We start from the raw sequence: 16,982 nt of genomic DNA on the forward strand, positions 1-16,982 counted from the left end.
CCCCGGCGGCTTGCTCAACGCAAGAAGCGCCTCAAAACCGTCCCGTCACTGCCATCCAGCGATAGTCCGGCCCTTCGAAGCCGAAGCTTCTGATGGCAACGAGGACGGCGAAGACTGGCGGGCCTTCGGCGGGAAAAAAGGTCTGTACGCCGCCGATCTGATAACCGAGCGGACAACGGCGGCTCGAGGGTACCATCTTGTCCTCGTGTATGATTTCCGTCTGTTCGCCGGGTACGGTGGCTATCCGCGTAAGGCGAAAGCCGACAATGTCGCCGCCGAGCGCATCGCAGTGTTCCGGCGGCTCCAGCGCCAGTTCCTCCAGCCGGAACTCAAGCGCGTCATCGACTGGCGGAAATACTGGCCTCGGATTGACGCTGATGCGTTTCGGATCGGCCGAATACTCAGTTACCGGGTTCCAGCCTGCGGTGTTTCCGCGATTTTCCTGCAATTCCTCGTCAGCGAGGATCGACTGGCCGGCCTCCCTGGCTTCCTCGCGCGCTGCATCGAGACTGGCGCCTTCGTCGTCCAGCCGCACCCGGATCGGCGTTCCGGCAACGAATCCATCCTTCGTGGTGTCGATATAGAAGCGGTTGGCGTAGGGAAACCCGGAGCCATCCTGGATCCCGTATTCCTCGAAGGCGAAGATCCTGCCGTCCTCGCTGAAGCCGAGCACTTCAACCGAGGCGGTGTCGTCGGCATATACGGACGAGGCGAGGGCGCTGAACGCCGTGACCAGTATTGATCCGATGCGAAAACGCATATCCTATCCTTTTATCCGCGAGCGCCACACCGGCAGGAGATCGCCGGGTTCGGCCGTGGCCGCATGGACCCCGCGGGCGATCGCCCGCGCCATGGTCTGTGCCGCAGCAGCGTAGAAATCAATGGATGTCTCGAGGTCGAGCGCGGTTTTATTGCGTCCTGTGGCAAGGGCAAAGACGAGATCTCCGTCGACCGGTGTGTGGGCCGGCCATATCGCTCGTGCGAAGCCGTCATGGGCGGCGATTGCAAGCCGCTTGGCGGCCGCGCTGGTGAGCTCCGCATCGGTTGCGATGATCCCTATGGTGGTGTTGGCGCCTGCCTTTACGATCTCGCGGCCTTTCAGGATGACTTCCTGCGCATCGTCCGGCATGGGCGAGGGCAGGCCGAGGCCGCCGAACTCCCCGCCGATCTCGAAAGGAGCAGCCCAGAAATGCGGGCTGCGGCCAACCGTGACCGAACCGACGGCGTTTACGGCTACCAATGCGCCGAGCGTGATGCCGTTTTCCATGACGGTCGAGGCGGAGCCGAGGCCGCCCTTCAGTCCGGCGACCATTGCCCCGGCGCCCGCGCCGGCCGTTCCGATGTCGAAGCTGGTTCCTGCATTGCCTGCCGCCTCGAAGCCGAATTCCCTATACGGCGAATGGCGCCCCCAGTCCTTGTCACCGCCATTCGGCAGGTCGAACAGGATGGCCGCAGGCACGATCGGAACGCGGTGGCCTGCGATCTCGAAGCCCGCTCCCTGCTCGCGCAGCCAGGCCTGCACGCCGGAGGCGGCATCGAGCCCGAAGGCCGAGCCGCCGGAAAGCGCCAGCGCATTGACGCGTTCGACGGAATTATGCGGCTCCAGGAGATCGGTTTCCCGCGTTCCCGGAGCACCGCCCAATACCTGCACACCGGCGACCGCCGGCTCGTCGCAGATCACGACCGTCACGCCGGATTTCAGGCGCTTGTCCGAATGGTTGCCGACCCGCAGGCCGGCCACGTCCGTGATGAGATTGTTCGGTCCCGAGCGAGTCTTTGTCGGCATTTCTATTGCACTTCCATGAATTCGGCGCCGTCGAAACGGAAGAGACGATAAGGGTTTTGCGCCGGATCGCCCTTTTCGTCGAAATTCACCGGTCCGAGGGCCGTTTCGAATTCCGACGAGGAAAGGATTTCCGCAACGGGCCTGTTTTCCGTTTCCGCCTGCTCCAGGGCCGCGACAGCAACCTGCAGGGCGGCATAACCGGGAATGGCATAGCCGTCCGGCACGATATTGGCGGCTTCGAGTGCTTGCAGCGCATCCTCCGACGCAATCTCGGCGGGGAGAGGCAGACCGATCATCAGCACGCCGCGCGCCAGCGGCACGGAGTTGCCTTCCGCGCGCAATGCCTCGCCCCCGGCGATTGCCAGCTCGTAGTCCAGCGAGGCGGCGTCGCGCGCGATGATGGCGATATCGCTGCGGTCTCCGCCGACGAAGACATGGGTCGCACCGGCCCTGCGCAACCGTCCGACGAGCCCGATCTGATTGTCGAGTTGCGGGCGGTAAGTATCGATGAAGACCGGCTTCAAGCCTTGCAACTCCGCCGCGGCGCGAAGATTTTCGGCAAGGTTGCGGCCATAGATCGTGCCGTCGTCGATAATAGCGAAATGTTGGTTGCGCCAGCGGTCGATGACGATCTCGGCTACGGCCTTTTCCTCCTGGTCCGCACGAGGGGCCAGCCGGTAGACCGGCCACCCGGTCCTTTCGCGATTGTCCGTCAGACTGTTGGTTCTCACGCCGGGCGTTATTACGGGAATGCCCGCATCTTTCAGGATCGGCAATGCGGCCTCGATCGATTCGGTGCAGAGGAAACCGATGACGACGGAGACGCGCTGCTCGACGAACTGCCGTGCCGCCGCGGCTCCCGCCTCGGCGCTGCATCGGTCGTCCGCGACCGCAAGGCTGACATCATGCTGCCCGATGGCTGACGCGGCTGCCTCGGCCCCTTGCCGCAATTGCTGACCCAGCCGCTCGGCGGTTTCCGTCAGGGGCGCGGAAAGTCCGATCCTCATTTCCAATGCATGCGCAGCACCGGAAGCGAATCCGGCTGCCATGAACAGGAAGAGAGAAGCGAGGCGCATGGAAGGCAGTCTGTTTCCCCCGTATGACCGGTCACTGAGCGCGAACCCGGCAAACTGGTAAATGCTGGCGGCGCGCCGTGCAACACGCTATTGGAGCAGGCTCATGCTTGTGAGCAAAGTGCTTCAACCTATATTGAATGCAGTATACGGGATCGGTCGTGCTGAAAATCAAAGATATCGAGCCGCAGGATTATCGCGACGCCATGGCCCATTTCGCCGGCGCCGTCCATGTGGTGACCACCGACGGCGAGGCGGGGCGGCGAGGCGTAACCGTGATTGCGGCCTGCTCGGTCTCGGACAATCCGCCGACGGTGCTGGTCTGCCTGAACCGGCAGAACACCAGCAACGATCTCTTCCTGCACAATGGCGTTTTCGCGCTGAATACGCTTTCGTCCGGCCACAGGGAGCTTTCAGACGCTTTTTCCGGACTTACCGCCCTGTCGCAGGACGAGCGCTTCGCGCTTGGTGAATGGGACACGCTTTCCACCGGCGCGCCGACTTTGGTAGACGCGATGGCGATTTTTGACTGCCAGCTTGTCGAGGCGAAGGACTTCGCCACCCATCGGGTCTATTTCGGCAAGGTGACAGGCTTGCGCGTGGGCGCTAACCTCAAGCCGCTGATCTATCACGATCGCGGCTATCGCGTGTTGCAGGGGTGAACGCAGGATGGCACCCGCATCTTCCGGAGACGGCATGGCCAAGCCGGCAGAACTCGCCCCGCGCGGCCTTCCGCAATCCATCGACGAGACGATGGAGCTTCTTGCCGCTGCCGATTATGTCGCCGAGCGTTCGCTGGCGACGGTGCTCTATCTCAGCCTCAAGATGCGCCGCCCGCTTTTTCTCGAGGGCGAGGCGGGTGTCGGCAAGACCGAGATCGCCAAGGTCCTGGCCAGCTCTCTCGGCCGCCGGCTGATCCGCCTGCAATGCTACGAGGGCCTGGATGTGTCCTCGGCGGTCTATGAGTGGAACTATGCCGCCCAGATGATCGAAATCCGCATGGAGGAGGCCGCCGGCGGCGTCGATCGCGATGCCATGGAGCGCAATGTCTTCGCGGAAAAATATCTGATCCGCCGGCCGGTGCTCGACGCCCTGAGCGGGACGGCGGGACAGGCGCCGGTTTTCCTGATCGATGAACTCGATCGTACCGACGAGGCCTTCGAGGCCTTCCTTCTCGAAATCCTGTCTGATTATCAGGTGACAATCCCCGAACTCGGCACCATCCGCGCCGAAGAGCCGCCGATCGTCATTATCACCACCAACCGTACCCGCGAAATCCACGATGCGCTGAAGCGCCGCTGCCTCTACCATTGGGTCGACTACCCGAATGCGGAACGCGAGCTGGAGATCGTGCACCGCAAGGTGCCGAACGCCAACAGACGGCTTTCGGCGGAGGTGGTGAGCTTCATCCAGAGGCTGCGCGAGATGGATCTCTTCAAGGTTCCCGGCGTGGCCGAGACCATCGACTGGGCCGGCGCGCTGACGGAACTCGACAAGGTCGCGCTCGATCCCGAGACGGTTTCCGACACGCTCGGCGTGCTGCTCAAATATCAGGACGACATTGCCCGCATAGAGCAGGGCGAGGGGCGGCGCATACTGAACGAGGTGAAGGCCGAGCTTTCCGCGGCCTGAGCGCCATGCAAGACAATTTCAGCGATCCTCTCCCCAACGCCGCCAAGCCGGACGGGCGGATTGCCGACAATATCGTTTATTTCGCCCGCACCTTGCGCAAGGCCGGCCTGCGTGTCGGGCCGGCGGCGGTGAAAGACGCCATAGAGGCGGTGCTGGCCGCGGGCATCTCGACGCGTGAAGATTTCTACTGGACCCTTCACGCGGTCCTGGTGACGCGGCACGAGGATCATGCGATCTTCGACGAGGCTTTCCGGCTCTTCTGGCGCTCGCGCGAGCTCATCGAGAAGATGCTGGCCATGTTTTCACCGGTCGCGCCCGACATGCGCGAAAAGGAAAAGCCGCGCGCGGCCGAGACGCGCGTCGGCGATGCCTTATTCGAAGCGCATCGCAAAAAGCAGCCAGCGCGCGAAATACCGGAACTGGAGATCGATGCCCGTTTCACCTTTTCCGGCAACGAGGTGCTGCGCGACCGCGATTTCGCGCAGATGACGGCCACGGAGCTTGCCGACGCCAAGCGTGCCATCTCCACGCTGACATTGCCTTTCGACCTTGTTCGCACACGCCGCTTCCGGCCGGACCCGCGTGGCCCCCGCACGGACCCGCGCGCCATGATGCGCACCGGCTTGCGTMCCGGCGGCGACATCATCCTGCCGCGCTTCCGGTCGCAACGGCTGGTCCMYCCGCCGCTGGTGGCGATCGCCGATATTTCCGGCTCCATGAGCCAGTACACGCGCATCTTCCTGCATTTCCTGCATGCGCTGACCGAGAAGCGTCGGCGTGTGCACAGCTTTGTGTTCGGCACGAGGCTCACCAATCTCACCCGCCAGATGCGCCACCGCGACCCCGACGAGGCGCTTGCCGAATGCGCGCAGGCCGTGCGCGACTGGTCGGGCGGCACGCGGATCGGGGAGGCGATCGGCGAGTTCAACCGGCTCTGGTCGCGCCGGGTGCTGAGCCAGGGCGCGGTCGTGCTGCTGATCACCGACGGGCTGGAGCGTGACAATGTCGAGCATCTCGGCCGCGAGATGGAGCGGCTGCACAAGTCGTGCCGGCGGCTGATCTGGCTCAACCCGCTGTTGCGTTTCGACGCCTTCGAGGCGCGGGCGCGTGGGGTGAGGGCGATGCTGCCGCATGTGGACGAGTTCCGGCCGGTCCACACCCTGAACGCGCTTTCGGACCTCTGCGACTCGCTCGGCTCTGAGCGGCCGCGGGTTGCGGATCCGCGTCTGTGGCTTGGCAAGGACGCCGCGGCATGACCATATACGGATAACATTCTGCAGGAGGCTCCCATGCAGGAAACAGCAGTGACCGAGACGCGCGATCCGCTGATGATCGCCGAGGACTGGATGAAGGACGGCAGGGATGTCGTCATCGCCACGGTGGTGGAAACCTGGGGCTCGGCGCCACGCCCCATCGGCAGCCACCTGGTGATCGACGCTGAGGGCAATTTCGAGGGTTCCGTTTCCGGCGGCTGTGTCGAAGGCGCAGTCGTGGCCGAGGCGGCGGAGGTGTTGGAAGACGGCAAGCCACGCATGCTGGAATTCGGTGTGGCCGACGAGACCGCCTGGCGCGTCGGCCTTTCCTGCGGCGGCCGCATCAAAGTCTATGTCGAACGGCTCGGCTGATCATGGACCCCTATTCCCTCAAGAAGCTCAACGCGGCCCGGCGCGAAAGGCGGGCGGTGGTTCTGCTCACCGATCTCGGCGACGGCCGCGACCGCGTGATTCTCGAAGGTGATCCGGTCACCGGAGAATTGGGGGAGGCGATTTCGAAAGCCTTCCGGTCGGGCAGGTCGGGTTCGGTCGAGATCGAGAACCGCAGCTATTTCCTGAACGTCCATGTTCCTCCGCCACGGCTGGTGGTGATCGGCGCTGTCCATATCAGCCAGGCTATGGCTCCGATGGCCAGGATCGCCGGCTTCGACATGGAGATTATCGATCCGCGCACGGCCTTCGCCTCGCCGGAACGCTTCCCGGATGTGCCGCTTTATGCGGAATGGCCCGATGAGGTGCTGGAGCGCCGTCCGCTCGATACCTTTACCGCGCTGGCCGCACTCACCCATGACCCGAAGATAGACGATCCGGCGCTGAAGGCCGCCCTGGAGGCCGGATGCTTCTATATCGGCGCGCTGGGCAGCCGGAAGACTCACGCCAGTCGTGTTGAACGGCTGACGGGCATGGGGATTTCTTCGTCGGCTATCGAAGCCATTCATGCGCCGATCGGCCTGGATATCGGAGCCTCCAGCCCGCAGGAGATCGCGGTAGCCATATTGGCCCAGATCATCCTCGCGCTGCGCTCGCGCGGCCTGGAAAGCCGGACGGCCAGAGGCAAGGCGGCATGAAATTCGGACCGGTACCGGTCGGGCAAGCGGAAGGCGCGATATTGGCGCATGCCACCATGGCGGGCGGAAAACGTCTCCGCAAAGCCCATCGGCTGACGGCTGAAGATATTGCCCTGTTGCAGGAAGCCGGCATTGCCGAGGTGACTGCCGCTGTGCTCGGCACCGACGACCTCGACGAGGATGTTGCCGCGACACGGATCGCGCAGGCGCTTCGCACGGCGAATGTCGAGATGAAGCCGGCAGCGACCGGCCGCGTCAACCTGCATGCCGAAAAGGCCGGCATCTTCACCGTCGACAAGGATCTGATCGACGCAATCAATGGCATCGACCCGGCGGTGACCATCGCGACGGTGGCGCAATATGCGCGTGTCGAGGCCGGTCAGATGGTGGCCACGGTCAAGATCATTCCTTTTGCCGTGCCCGGCCCGCTCGTGGAGCGGGCCTCGGAGATCGCGCGAGGCAGCGAAGCCTTCTCCGTTCATCCCTTCGCGCCGCGCCGGATTGGCCTTGCCCAGACGGTGCTGCCGAGCCTCAAGGAAAGCGTGCTCGACAAGACGGCCCGCACCACCGCTTCGCGTCTGGAGCGTTCTTCCGGTTCCGTCACCAGGGAGTTGCGGCCGCGCCACGAGCAGGATGCCGTCGCCAAGGTGATTGGCGAACTGGCGAGGGACAACGACCTCGTGCTCGTCTTCGGCGCCTCGGCGATATGCGACGAGGACGATGTGATACCGGCGGCTATCCGTCAGGCCGGTGGCCACGTCGAGCGCGTCGGTATGCCCGTCGATCCCGGCAATCTGCTGGTATTGGGCTCGCTCGATGGCAAGCCGGTCATTGGCGCCCCCGGCTGCGCCCGCAGTCCGAAGCTGAACGGCTTCGACTGGGTGCTGGACCGGCTCATGGCGGGCGTGGAGGTGACTTCGGAGGACATCGGCGGCATGGGCGTCGGCGGCCTTCTGATGGAAATCCCGACGCGTCCGCAACCGCGTGAATCCATTCGCAAGCCGGAAGGCGATTCCGTCTGGGCGGTGCTGCTTGCCGCCGGAAAGTCGAGCCGCATGGGCGCCGGCAACAAACTGCTCGCTGATTTTGCCGGTGTTCCGCTGGCTCGGCGCACCGCCGGCCGCATTGTCAATTCCAAGGTCGCCGGCACCATCGTCGTGACCGGTCACCAGGCAAATGAAATCAAAAGGCTGGTGTCAAATCTTGATGTGAAGCTCGTGGAAAATCCGGACTATGCCAGCGGCCTTGCAAGCTCGCTCAAGGCCGGAATCCACGCGCTTCCGGCTGATGTTGCCGGGGCGCTGATCGTCCTTGCCGACATGCCCGGAATAACTACGGCGGATCTCGACATGCTCATTGAAGCCTTCGCCGCTTCCGGGGGGAAGGCCGTGGTCCGTGCGGCCCATAACGGCAAGCGCGGCAATCCTGTTCTTCTGCCGCGGGCGCTCTTTGGCGAAATCGAGAACCTCGAAGGCGACACCGGTGCCCGGCAGGTGGTGGAGTCGAGCCCGCTGGAGGTGATCGACGTGGAGATCGGAGAAGCCGCCAGCATTGATGTCGATACGCCGGAAGCCCTGCGCGAGGCCGGCGGCGTGTTGAGCCCGCAGGGGCAGTAGTGCGGCTGATGATATTCAGTACGGTTGCTGAGAGGCCAGAGGGAGGCAGGAAGAATGCCTTCGTCACGCGAGTGGGTCGTAAGCCCCAAACCAGCTACCCGTTGGCAACTCTTCTCTTCCTCTCCGTCTTCCTCCTCGCCAATCCCGCAGACGCGTTCCAGCTCGCTCCCTACAAGGACCAGCTTTTCGCCTATCCGGCCATCCTTTCGCAAAGTGACGGCGGCGCCTATCGCGTCGTCGACTATCGCGAAATGCGCGATATCAATGGCCGTGACCAGATCCCGGAGCGCCGTGCTCATGGCCGCTACATCTCGACCGGTATCCGCTCCATGCAGCAGGATCTGGTGGCCGAAACCGGTGCCGGCAAAATACCTCACGTCGCCGTCGGTCGGCGGGAAGGGGCCAGCATGATCGTCGTCTACCTGCACGGGCAGGGCGGCAGCCGCAAGCAGGGAGCAGACGACTTTACCTTCGGCGGCAATTTCAACCGCATCAAGAACCTGATGGGCCGCAACGGCGGCCTTTACCTTTCACCGGACTTTTCCGATTTCGAGACCAAAGGTGCGGCCGAGATCGCGGCGCTCATATCCCTTTATGCGAGCAGGTCTCCGCATGCGCCGGTCTTCGTCGCGTGCGGCTCCATGGGTGGGGCGCTGTGCTGGCGGCTCGCCCATGATCCGGCGGCTGCTCGGCAATTGAGCGGCCTTCTTCTACTTGGATCCCTGTGGGATAGCCGATTTTTCGAAAGTACAGCCTTCAAAAGACGCGTGCCGCTTTTTTTCAGCCATGGCAGCCGTGACACGGTCTTTGCTGTCGAAAAGCAGGAAGCCTTTTTCAGATCGATCCGGGAGAAAGCGCCTGGCTACCCGGCCCGGTTCGTGCGCTTCGAGACCGGCACGCATGGCACCCCGATCCGCATGACCGACTGGCGCGAAACCCTGAACTGGATGCTGTCGGCCCGGCCATAAGGACGGTTATGGCCCGCCGTGATAGTCGATCACCGTTTCGGGATTGATCTCTCCGTCATAGGAGGCGTCGACGTCATACTTGACGAGGGAGAAGGTGCCCGAGCGGAAGATCCAGGTGCCGTTCTCCGAAGCGTCTCCGACCCCCCGCCATTTGGCATGGGAGGTGAGGGTCAGTGTGGCCTCATCATATTCGGAATTCACCAACTGGTCCTGCGCGGTAAAGCCGATGAGGTTCACTTCCCGCACGGCTCCTTCCGGGTCGTCGTTTTCGTAGCGGATATCGAGTTCCGGCGTGGCGAACTGGAGCTGGCTGACCTCGCCGCTGTCACTTGCCAGGTAGTAGACATGCACCTCGTTATATGCGCCCGTCATGCACCAGAAGCGGAAAAGCTTCGCCTCGCGCCTGGGCTCGCTTTCCTCGTCATAAGGATAGTTGAAGGAGATGGGATAGGTTTGCGGCTCCGCCGCGCCATCATCCGCATCGACCGAAGGGGAATCGCAGATGCCGCCATAGCTAGCGGCGAAAGCTTTCCGGGCCCGCTCCAGCGTGGCATCAACCGGCGGCGCCGGGGGGCCGTCACCGCATTTTTCCGGCAGCGCTTCCTCCAGCGGGCCTTCGGCGGGCTTCAACTCGCCGCTTTCGATATGCAGGGGCGTGAAGGAGCTTTCCTGTATCTGCGGATTGGCCAGCCGCAGGGTATAGCAGCCGGCGAACATGCGCTCCGTGCCGTCGGCGGCGGTGGCGCGGATAGCCACGGGAAGGGAATAGTATACGCTGCCCGCCGCACCCTCGCTGGACGCCTGGCCGGTCAGCAGATCGACGGATTCGGTATCGGCATAGCCCTTGGCATAGGTTTCCAGGTCTTTCGACGGCGGTTCCGCGAAATAGCTGAAGGCACGCGAATATTCCTTGCGGTCGATGGCGTTGTAGAGGGAACGGACAAGCGCTTCCGCGCTCGACCGGTCGTCGAGATAGGGCGGTTCGGCGCCTGCCGCCGGGACAATGGACGCGAGACTGAAAACGGCGGCACCGAAAAGCGGATATTTCATAGCGGCCTCCCGTAACGGACCGGAATCATAGCGCCGATTTTGTCATTGAGGCGGCAGCGTCTTTTCGTCCCCGATTGAACCGCTTTTCTTGGCTGATTAATACGCCTAGGAGACGAAGCGGCTCAGGCAGAAAAAGGCACAAGGCGGTTGCGCCCAAGCCAGCGGCTGATCAGCAGGACCGCCACGCTGGCAAGGCCAATGAAAAGGCCGAGCCAGATTCCGACGCCTCCGTAACCGAACTGAAATGCCAGCACGACGCCGAGCGGCAGGCCGATGCCCCAATAGCCGATCGCGGCATAGATCATGGGCACGGTCGTGTCATGCAGGCCGCGCAGCATGCCGCTGGCGACCGCCTGTGCGCCGTCGGCAATCTGGAACAGTGCAGCCAAGGCCAGAAAGGTGATTGCCATCTTGATCACGGCCTGATTCCCCGGCGCTTCGAGGTTGATGAAACCGCCGATCAGCAGGCGTGGCGCAAGCAGCATCAGAAGCGCCATTGCAGCCATGAAGCTGACGCCCATCACGAAGGCGGTCCAGCCGGCGCGGGTGACGGCAGTGCCATCGCGCGCGCCGAAAGCACGGCCAACCCGAACGGTTGCCGCCTGGCCAAGTCCCATAGGCACCATGAAGCTGACCGAGGCGATCTGGATCGCAATGCCGTGGGCGGCGAGCGCAACCGGGCCGATCAGTCCCATGAGAAACGCCGCGGCGTTGAAGATCGAGACCTCGAAAGTGAGAATGCCGGCGATCGGCAGGCCGAGTTTCAGGAGAGCAATAAAGCGTGGCCAGTCCGGCCGCCAGAATCGGCCGAAGAGACGGTAGCGGCGGAAATTGCGGTCCAGGGAGACGACGGCTGTCAGCCCAAAGAACATCAGAAGGCTGCAAAGCGTCGTTGCTATGCCGGAGCCAGGCACGCCGAGCGCCGGAAAGCCGAGATTGCCGAACATCAGACACCAGTTGGCGAGCACGTTGAAGGCGACGCAGAAGAAGGCCACCGCCAAGGCCCAGCGCGGCCTTTCCAGCGCCGAAATGAAGGAGCGCAGCACGATATAGCCGTAGAAGGGCAGTACTGCCCATTGCAGCGCGCGTACATAGCTCGCGGCGATTCCGGCCAGCGCAGGGTCCTGGCCCATCGCCAGTAGAATTGTCTCTGCCTGCCACAGAATGAGCCAGATGGGCACGGAAACGGCGATCGCCATCCACAGTCCTTGCCGTGCCGTTCGCCGGACTTCGCGCAGCGAGTGCAGTTTGCGGCCAAGCGCGCTCGCCATCATCGGGGATGCGGCCACCATCAGCCCCAGGCCGAAGATCAGCAGGAGGAAATAGAGGTTGTGACCGAGTGTGCCGGCCGCCAAAGCTTCTGGTGAAAGCCGGCCCATCATCATCACGTCGGTCACCGTCATGGCGGTCTGGGCTAGATTGGTCAGAATCATGGGCCAGGCCAGCGCCAGTGTGGCGCGTGCCTCGGCAAGCCAGGATTTGACCGATGGCGCGCCTGCGCCTGAAACCACCGCCGTCATGACCGGGACTTTCTTTGAGACGGCACTTGTCGTGAAAATCACGGTTTTGGTGCCGTAAAGGCACGGCCGCGTTCAAAAAGGCGCACCGGCACCATGCTTTTAGCGGTTTGACCGGCTCAAACAAGTCAAATTTCCTTTGCCTTAGGGCCAATCAGATTGATGAATCGGCTCTGCTGCAAGCGGAGCATTCCATCTTGGCGGGTCGTTTCGGGTTGCCTATAGTGGCGGCTCTCCATGGCGCTCTGTCCCGCGCCGCCAGCCCGATCTTCAGGAGACTTTCATGGAAAAGCGCCGTCTCGGCCGCACCGATATTCTCGTTTCCAAGATTTGCCTTGGCACCATGACCTTCGGTGAGCAGAACACCGAAGCCGAAGGCCACGCACAGCTTGATCTCGCCTTCGAAAACGGCGTCAATTTCGTCGATACGGCGGAGCTTTATCCCATTCCGCCGAAAGCCGAGACCCAGGGTCGGACCGAGACGATCATCGGTACCTGGATGAAGGCGCGAGGCAATCGCGACAAGGTCATCCTGGCCTCCAAGGTGGTCGGCCGTACGGAGAATGACTGGTTTCGCGGCAGCAGGCCCTCAAGGCTGGTGCGAGCCGATATCTTCGATGCAATCGACAAGTCACTCGCAAAGCTGCAGACCGATTATCTCGATCTCTACCAGATCCATTGGCCGGAGCGCCGCACGCCATGGGGTGCCAATCCCACGCGGGTCAACGGACATCCCGAAACGGATGCCGACGAGACCCCGATTTCCGAAACGCTGGCCGTATTCGACGAACTGGTGAAGGCCGGCAAGATCCGTCATCTCGGCCTGTCGAACGAAAGCACCTGGGGGTTGATGCGCTTCATCTCGGAGGCCGAGAAGGGGATCGGGCCGCGTGTCGTTTCGATCCAGAACGCCTACAACCTCGTCAACCGCACCTTCGAGGTTAACCTTGCCGAGGCGTGTTTCCGGGAGGATGTCAGCCTGCTTGCCTATTCGCCTCTGGCGCAGGGCTATCTGACCGGCAAATACGACCATGGCGCGCTTCCCGAGGGTTCGCGCAAGCAGCTTTTCGACCGCCTGCAGCGCTATGAGAAGCCCGGAGCGGCAGAGGCCCATCTCGCCTATAACGAGCTAGCCCGCTCTTTCGGTCTGGAGCCGGCGATTTTCGCCAGCGCCTTTGTTACCAGCCGTCCCTTCGTGACCGCAAACATCGTCGGGGCAACGTCGATCGAGCAGCTTCAGGCTGCCCTGGCGGCGGGCGAGGTGACCTGGACCGAAGAGATGCAGAAGGCCGTGGACGATCTCCACCAGAAGGTCGGCAATCCCTGTCCTTAGCGCCAAGGGCCTCCGCCCTTTTGGGACGTATGATGCCGTTCCGGGAACCAGACATCCGATGGTACCGTTGTCGGGTGTCTGAATGAGAGGGTCGGCGAATGTCCATTTTGTCCGAGATTTCACGCATCCTTTTCGGCGAGTCCGATACGGCGCATATAGGCTTCTTCGTCGAAGTCGCCCTTCGCACGGTTGTAATGTATTTCTACACGATCTTCCTTGCCCGCATGGTGGGCCAGAGCGGCGTCGGGCAGATCGGGCCGTTCGAATTCGTGCTGGTGATCGCCGTCGGCTCAGCGGCGGGCGACCCGATGCTCTATCCCGATGTGGCGCTCCTGCATGGCATCATCGTCATCACGGTCGTCATTCTGCTGCATCGGGCGACGGCCTCGATACTGAACCGCGACAGGAAGCTGGAGGAAAGGCTGGAAGGCGTTCCCATCCTGGTGGTGGAGAAAGGCAAGGTGAAGGAGGAGGTGCTCGGCTCAGGCTCGCTCACCAAGCGCGAACTGATGTCGCTCCTTCGAATCGAAGGCATACGCAATACCGGCGAGGTGGAGCATGCCTGGTTCGAACCGGCAGGACGGCTGAGCATCTTCCGCGTCGATGGCCGGGCCCGCAAGGGCGAGAACACCCTGCCGGATGTATAGGCTGGGCTCTATTCGCTGCGGGCGACCAGCGTGCCGCCATGCTCTTCGGTATCGAGCACCAGCGCGCCGCTGTCATCCAGCTGGAAGCTCTTCACCGCAGCCAGTATGTCAAGAAATTTGCGCTCCTGTTCCATGAGGACCGGGGCGCAGGCCATCATGGTGGCGACTGCATCGCCGATTTCCAGCTTCTGGCCGACTGCGGTGTAGCTCGCCCTGTAGGTATTGCAGGATGCGCGGCCGCTGAGCGAACCGTCTATGCCGAAATTGAGCGTCACCCGCGAATTGTCGACGATTTCGCCGCCGCCGATCTCTTCCACAATCCATTCCGTGCCCTGAATGTCCTGCAACCGGGTCACCGCTTCCTCGGCTCCGAACGGTACTGGTTCGCTCGACTGTTTCAGCATCAGCATGCCGACATCGATCTCGGCTTTGCTCGGGTCGATTGGCACCGGATCGGTAAGCCAGGTGGCGACGGCACCGTTCAGGATCACGCCGCGAAGCACATAGTCGGTGCCCTGCTTGAAGCCGGAGCGGTTCGTCTCGAGCTTGAAATCCACCGGCACCTGCCGCCCTTCGAGCGCGATGCGCTGTTCAGCTATGGCCTCGGCGCCTGCCGCCTGCGCAGCGTCGCGTATCTCGACGACCGCAACGCTATTGTCCGACAAGGCAATCTTCTGACGGTAGGTGAGGCTGCCGCTGATCGAGATCATCGTTTCCTGCGCATATGCTGGCCCTATAGACGCAATGGCGGCTATGCCCGCGGTCAGGGCGAAGGACAGAAGGAGGGTGAAGGCACGCGCGACCATGGCGAATCCTTTTTACGAGCCGGGCGGGGGCAGGGTAGAATGAAGGCGTCCGAGCGTAAAGCCGGCGAGCTTCGTCGCAAGTCCCGGCCATGCTGTGACGCGGGTGCGAAGGATTGCGCAAAGCCTGGAAGGGGAGGAGACAGCGATGCCGATGAATGAGGCGGAGATCGAGACGCTGGCGGTGCGCATTCTCGCGGCCATGGATGATGCCCGTCAGATCGAGACGATCAGCAGCGGCCGCGCGGACTTCTCGCTCGAAGAGGCCTATCGCATTTCGGGCAGGATCACCGCCCGCAGGATGGCCCGGGGCGAGGAGCCCGTCGGCTGGAAGATCGGCTTCACCAACAGCACGATCTGGGACGAATATGGCGTGCATGCACCAATCTGGGGGCCGGTCTATGCCGGCACGCTCGGTGAGGCGGGCAGTCCGGACAAGCCGGCCGCCTGCACCGTTGGCCGCTTGACGGAACCGCTTGTCGAGCCCGAGATCGTGTTCCGGCTTTCCGGGACGCCCCGCGCGGGAATGAACGAGGCGGAATTGCTGGGCTGCATCGATGCCGTCGGTCATGGATTCGAGATCGTCCAGTCGGTCTATCCCGGTTGGAAGTTCCGGCCGGCGGATACCGTCGCGGCCTTTGCCATGCATGCGAGGCTGATGGCCGGGCCGCTGTTGCCGGTTGACGAACTGCCTGCGTCCGACTGGCTTGAATTGCTGGCCGATTTCGATGTCATCCTGCATCGCGACGGAACCGCAATTGACCGCGGCACGGCCAAAAATGTCCTGGACGGACCGTTGAGCGCGCTCAGGCATTTTGTCGATGGCTTTGATGGCGCTTTCTTCGGCCGCCACCTGCAGGCGGGTGATCTTGTCACGACAGGCTCGATCACGCGTGCTTTCCCGGTGCGCGCGGGCGAGGTGTGGACGACGGAACTCACCCGACTGCCGCTCGCGGGCATCGGCTTGCGCATGGAGTAGACGGCTGGCGACAAGCTGATTCGTTGCGGCTTCTCTCCGGCGGGTATATCCTGAAAGACCATTCGCGCCGGCTTCGGGCAGGGCGGCGCGACGGCCAGCCGACGAAAATGCGAGGTGCTGGTCACAGGGCGGATACAGTTCCGCTAGCGCCCCGCGCGTTCCCATGTCCTTGCAGACAAAGCTGGTCGCCACCACGGCTGCCCGCGGTGAAAGGAAAGCGCCATGGGTATCGCGCGAACGGTGCAGGAATATCTGGACGACAATCACATCCCATATGAGGCGACGAAGCATGCCAGAACGAGCTGCTCGATGATGACGGCCGAGGCCGGTCACATTCCGGGCAGCGCGCTTGCCAAGGGCGTGGTGCTGCGATGGGGCGACGGCTATGTGCTGGCTGTTCTGCCTGCTTCCCGCTATGTCGATCTCGACAAGGTGCGCGGGATCATCGGAGACCGCGTGGAGATCGCCACCGAAAGCGAGGCGAGCGCATTGTTCCCCGATTGCGAAGAGGGCGCCGTGCCGGTTCTGGGCGTGCCCTACCGGCTCGCTTGCGTGGTAGACGACGGGCTGGAGGAACATGACGACATCTGGTTCGAAGGCGGCGACCATCGAACCTTGATTCATGTGCCCGGTGATGAATTCGCCCGCATGATGTATGGCGTGCCGCACGGCCACATCAGCATGTAACAGGCAGCGGCTCCGTAGATGGCAGGAAACTGGTCGTCTGGCTTGCCGAGGCATGGCTGGAGCCTTGTTTCTGCGCGGAGTGTTGTGCTCCGTCCTGCCATCCGCGTCCGTCATCGGCCGTCGAGACCTAGGTCCCCCGACACTCTCCGCTGCGCTGCCAGGTCGAGGACGACGAGGGTGGGGCGGCATCGGCAGATCGCCGACCTTCGCGATTGGCTGAGGCAGCCCATGCCGCCGTCATTCCCGTGCCCTGAACGCGAGCGAAGCGAGCAGCGGAAGGGTCGCGGGAATCCAGGTCTCGCCCTTTCCGCACCTGAAATGTCGCTGATGAGCCTCGGTACCGCACCAGTCCTCGTCCTTTCCGTTCCATGATCATTGCCGGATGCTTTATACCCCCACCCCGTCTCGCAATCCTTCGCTCTGCTCCCGATTGCTTGCCGACCCTCCCCGCAAGGGGGAGGGTGAGGAGCGGCACATGCCTCCCCGTTGCCACGCCCCGTTGCCGGTCTGGCCATTGAGAGAATGAGGGCAGTCGGGAAGCGGGGCGCGA

Annotated in this window: 17 protein-coding genes; 11 read left to right on the forward strand and 6 right to left on the reverse strand. The window is 63.0% G+C overall.

Annotation, left to right across the window (positions count from 1 at the left end; all coding sequences use genetic code 11):
• Positions 1 to 31 precede the first annotated feature (31 nt).
• From L598_RS05545 to L598_RS05555, 3 genes are read right to left on the reverse strand one after another with little or no spacing between them, the layout of a single operon-like run.
• A complete protein-coding gene (locus L598_RS05545) occupies positions 32 to 760 on the reverse strand; it encodes a DUF2259 domain-containing protein (RefSeq protein WP_144860969.1) in 729 nt (242 codons plus the stop codon).
• A 3-nt stretch (positions 761 to 763) separates the two neighbouring features.
• Positions 764 to 1,786 (reverse strand): P1 family peptidase, encoded by a 1,023-nt coding sequence (locus L598_RS05550; protein WP_144860970.1) that lies wholly within the window; start codon positions 1,784 to 1,786, stop codon positions 764 to 766.
• A gap of 2 nt (positions 1,787 to 1,788) precedes the next feature.
• Positions 1,789 to 2,862: a branched-chain amino acid ABC transporter substrate-binding protein gene (locus tag L598_RS05555; RefSeq protein WP_144860971.1), complete on the reverse strand. Its 1,074-nt coding sequence runs from the start codon at positions 2,860 to 2,862 to the stop codon at positions 1,789 to 1,791.
• A gap of 158 nt (positions 2,863 to 3,020) precedes the next feature.
• On the opposite strand from L598_RS05555, the gene L598_RS05560 reads away from it, so the two are divergent.
• The 7 genes from L598_RS05560 to L598_RS05590 all read left to right on the forward strand — a co-directional run bounded on the left by L598_RS05560 (position 3,021) and on the right by L598_RS05590 (position 9,416).
• Positions 3,021 to 3,521 carry a flavin reductase gene (locus L598_RS05560; protein ID WP_144860972.1) on the forward strand — a complete coding sequence of 167 codons (501 nt, stop codon included), beginning with the start codon at positions 3,021 to 3,023 and terminating at the stop codon, positions 3,519 to 3,521.
• A gap of 34 nt (positions 3,522 to 3,555) precedes the next feature.
• The gene (locus tag L598_RS05565; protein ID WP_144860973.1) at positions 3,556 to 4,491 is read left to right on the forward strand and encodes a MoxR family ATPase; all 936 of its coding nucleotides are present in this window, start codon (positions 3,556 to 3,558) and stop codon (positions 4,489 to 4,491) included.
• A gap of 5 nt (positions 4,492 to 4,496) precedes the next feature.
• Complete coding sequence (locus L598_RS05570) at positions 4,497 to 5,747, forward strand: VWA domain-containing protein (protein WP_144860974.1); 1,251 nt, start codon at positions 4,497 to 4,499, stop codon at positions 5,745 to 5,747.
• Between the two features lie 33 nt (positions 5,748 to 5,780).
• Positions 5,781 to 6,116 carry an XdhC family protein gene (locus L598_RS05575; RefSeq protein WP_144860975.1) on the forward strand — a complete coding sequence of 112 codons (336 nt, stop codon included), beginning with the start codon at positions 5,781 to 5,783 and terminating at the stop codon, positions 6,114 to 6,116.
• Between the two features lie 2 nt (positions 6,117 to 6,118).
• Positions 6,119 to 6,832, forward strand: coding sequence for an XdhC family protein (locus L598_RS05580; protein ID WP_144860976.1), 714 nt, complete (start codon positions 6,119 to 6,121; stop codon positions 6,830 to 6,832).
• On the forward strand, positions 6,829 to 8,448 hold the full coding sequence (locus tag L598_RS05585) for a molybdopterin-binding/glycosyltransferase family 2 protein (protein WP_144860977.1): 1,620 nt from the start codon (positions 6,829 to 6,831) through the stop codon (positions 8,446 to 8,448). Before L598_RS05580 ends, L598_RS05585 begins: the two co-directional genes overlap by 4 nt.
• Positions 8,449 to 8,549: 101 nt before the next feature.
• Positions 8,550 to 9,416 (forward strand): alpha/beta hydrolase, encoded by an 867-nt coding sequence (locus tag L598_RS05590; RefSeq protein ID WP_144860978.1) that lies wholly within the window; start codon positions 8,550 to 8,552, stop codon positions 9,414 to 9,416.
• Positions 9,417 to 9,422: 6 nt separating this feature from the next.
• Here the strand turns inward: L598_RS05590 and L598_RS05595 are convergent, their stop codons facing one another.
• Both L598_RS05595 and L598_RS05600 read right to left on the reverse strand, forming a co-directional pair.
• The gene (locus L598_RS05595) at positions 9,423 to 10,466 is read right to left on the reverse strand and encodes a DUF1176 domain-containing protein (RefSeq protein WP_144860979.1); all 1,044 of its coding nucleotides are present in this window, start codon (positions 10,464 to 10,466) and stop codon (positions 9,423 to 9,425) included.
• 122 nt (positions 10,467 to 10,588) lie between these two features.
• Entirely contained in the window at positions 10,589 to 11,986 is a 1,398-nt protein-coding gene (locus L598_RS05600) for an MATE family efflux transporter (protein ID WP_144860980.1), read from the reverse strand.
• A gap of 280 nt (positions 11,987 to 12,266) precedes the next feature.
• Between L598_RS05600 and L598_RS05605 the strand changes: the two genes are divergently transcribed.
• Entirely contained in the window at positions 12,267 to 13,316 is a 1,050-nt protein-coding gene (locus L598_RS05605) for an aldo/keto reductase (RefSeq protein ID WP_144860981.1), read from the forward strand.
• Between the two features lie 98 nt (positions 13,317 to 13,414).
• Positions 13,415 to 13,963, forward strand: coding sequence for a YetF domain-containing protein (locus L598_RS05610; RefSeq protein ID WP_144860982.1), 549 nt, complete (start codon positions 13,415 to 13,417; stop codon positions 13,961 to 13,963).
• An 8-nt stretch (positions 13,964 to 13,971) separates the two neighbouring features.
• Here L598_RS05610 and L598_RS05615 read toward each other — a convergent pair whose 3' ends face one another.
• Positions 13,972 to 14,769, reverse strand: a complete 798-nt coding sequence (locus tag L598_RS05615; RefSeq protein ID WP_144860983.1) for an META domain-containing protein — start codon at positions 14,767 to 14,769, stop codon at positions 13,972 to 13,974.
• 145 nt (positions 14,770 to 14,914) lie between these two features.
• On the opposite strand from L598_RS05615, the gene L598_RS05620 reads away from it, so the two are divergent.
• Entirely contained in the window at positions 14,915 to 15,745 is an 831-nt protein-coding gene (locus L598_RS05620; RefSeq protein ID WP_144860984.1) for a hydratase, read from the forward strand.
• Positions 15,746 to 15,967: 222 nt separating this feature from the next.
• Positions 15,968 to 16,432 (forward strand): YbaK/EbsC family protein, encoded by a 465-nt coding sequence (locus tag L598_RS05625; protein WP_144860985.1) that lies wholly within the window; start codon positions 15,968 to 15,970, stop codon positions 16,430 to 16,432.
• Positions 16,433 to 16,982: the final 550 nt, after the last annotated feature.

Source organism: Mesorhizobium sp. J18, assembly GCF_007829525.1.
In the GTDB taxonomy this organism is placed as follows: domain Bacteria; phylum Pseudomonadota; class Alphaproteobacteria; order Rhizobiales; family Rhizobiaceae; genus VLJP01.

Excerpts from the sequence above, each read along its gene's own strand:
- L598_RS05615 (WP_144860983.1), bottom strand. The coding sequence starts at position 14,769 with ATGGTCGCGCGTGCCTTCACCCTCCTTCTGTCCTTCGCCCTGACCGCG.
- L598_RS05575 (WP_144860975.1), top strand. The coding sequence starts at position 5,781 with ATGCAGGAAACAGCAGTGACCGAGACGCGCGATCCGCTGATGATCGCC.
- L598_RS05580 (WP_144860976.1), top strand. The coding sequence starts at position 6,119 with ATGGACCCCTATTCCCTCAAGAAGCTCAACGCGGCCCGGCGCGAAAGG.
- L598_RS05610 (WP_144860982.1), top strand. The coding sequence starts at position 13,415 with ATGTCCATTTTGTCCGAGATTTCACGCATCCTTTTCGGCGAGTCCGAT.
- L598_RS05585 (WP_144860977.1), top strand. The coding sequence starts at position 6,829 with ATGAAATTCGGACCGGTACCGGTCGGGCAAGCGGAAGGCGCGATATTG.
- L598_RS05600 (WP_144860980.1), bottom strand. The coding sequence starts at position 11,986 with ATGACGGCGGTGGTTTCAGGCGCAGGCGCGCCATCGGTCAAATCCTGG.
- L598_RS05565 (WP_144860973.1), top strand. The coding sequence starts at position 3,556 with ATGGCCAAGCCGGCAGAACTCGCCCCGCGCGGCCTTCCGCAATCCATC.
- L598_RS05555 (WP_144860971.1), bottom strand. The coding sequence starts at position 2,862 with ATGCGCCTCGCTTCTCTCTTCCTGTTCATGGCAGCCGGATTCGCTTCC.
- L598_RS05545 (WP_144860969.1), bottom strand. The coding sequence starts at position 760 with ATGCGTTTTCGCATCGGATCAATACTGGTCACGGCGTTCAGCGCCCTC.
- L598_RS05625 (WP_144860985.1), top strand. The coding sequence starts at position 15,968 with ATGGGTATCGCGCGAACGGTGCAGGAATATCTGGACGACAATCACATC.
- L598_RS05605 (WP_144860981.1), top strand. The coding sequence starts at position 12,267 with ATGGAAAAGCGCCGTCTCGGCCGCACCGATATTCTCGTTTCCAAGATT.
- L598_RS05620 (WP_144860984.1), top strand. The coding sequence starts at position 14,915 with ATGCCGATGAATGAGGCGGAGATCGAGACGCTGGCGGTGCGCATTCTC.
- L598_RS05595 (WP_144860979.1), bottom strand. The coding sequence starts at position 10,466 with ATGAAATATCCGCTTTTCGGTGCCGCCGTTTTCAGTCTCGCGTCCATT.
- L598_RS05550 (WP_144860970.1), bottom strand. The coding sequence starts at position 1,786 with ATGCCGACAAAGACTCGCTCGGGACCGAACAATCTCATCACGGACGTG.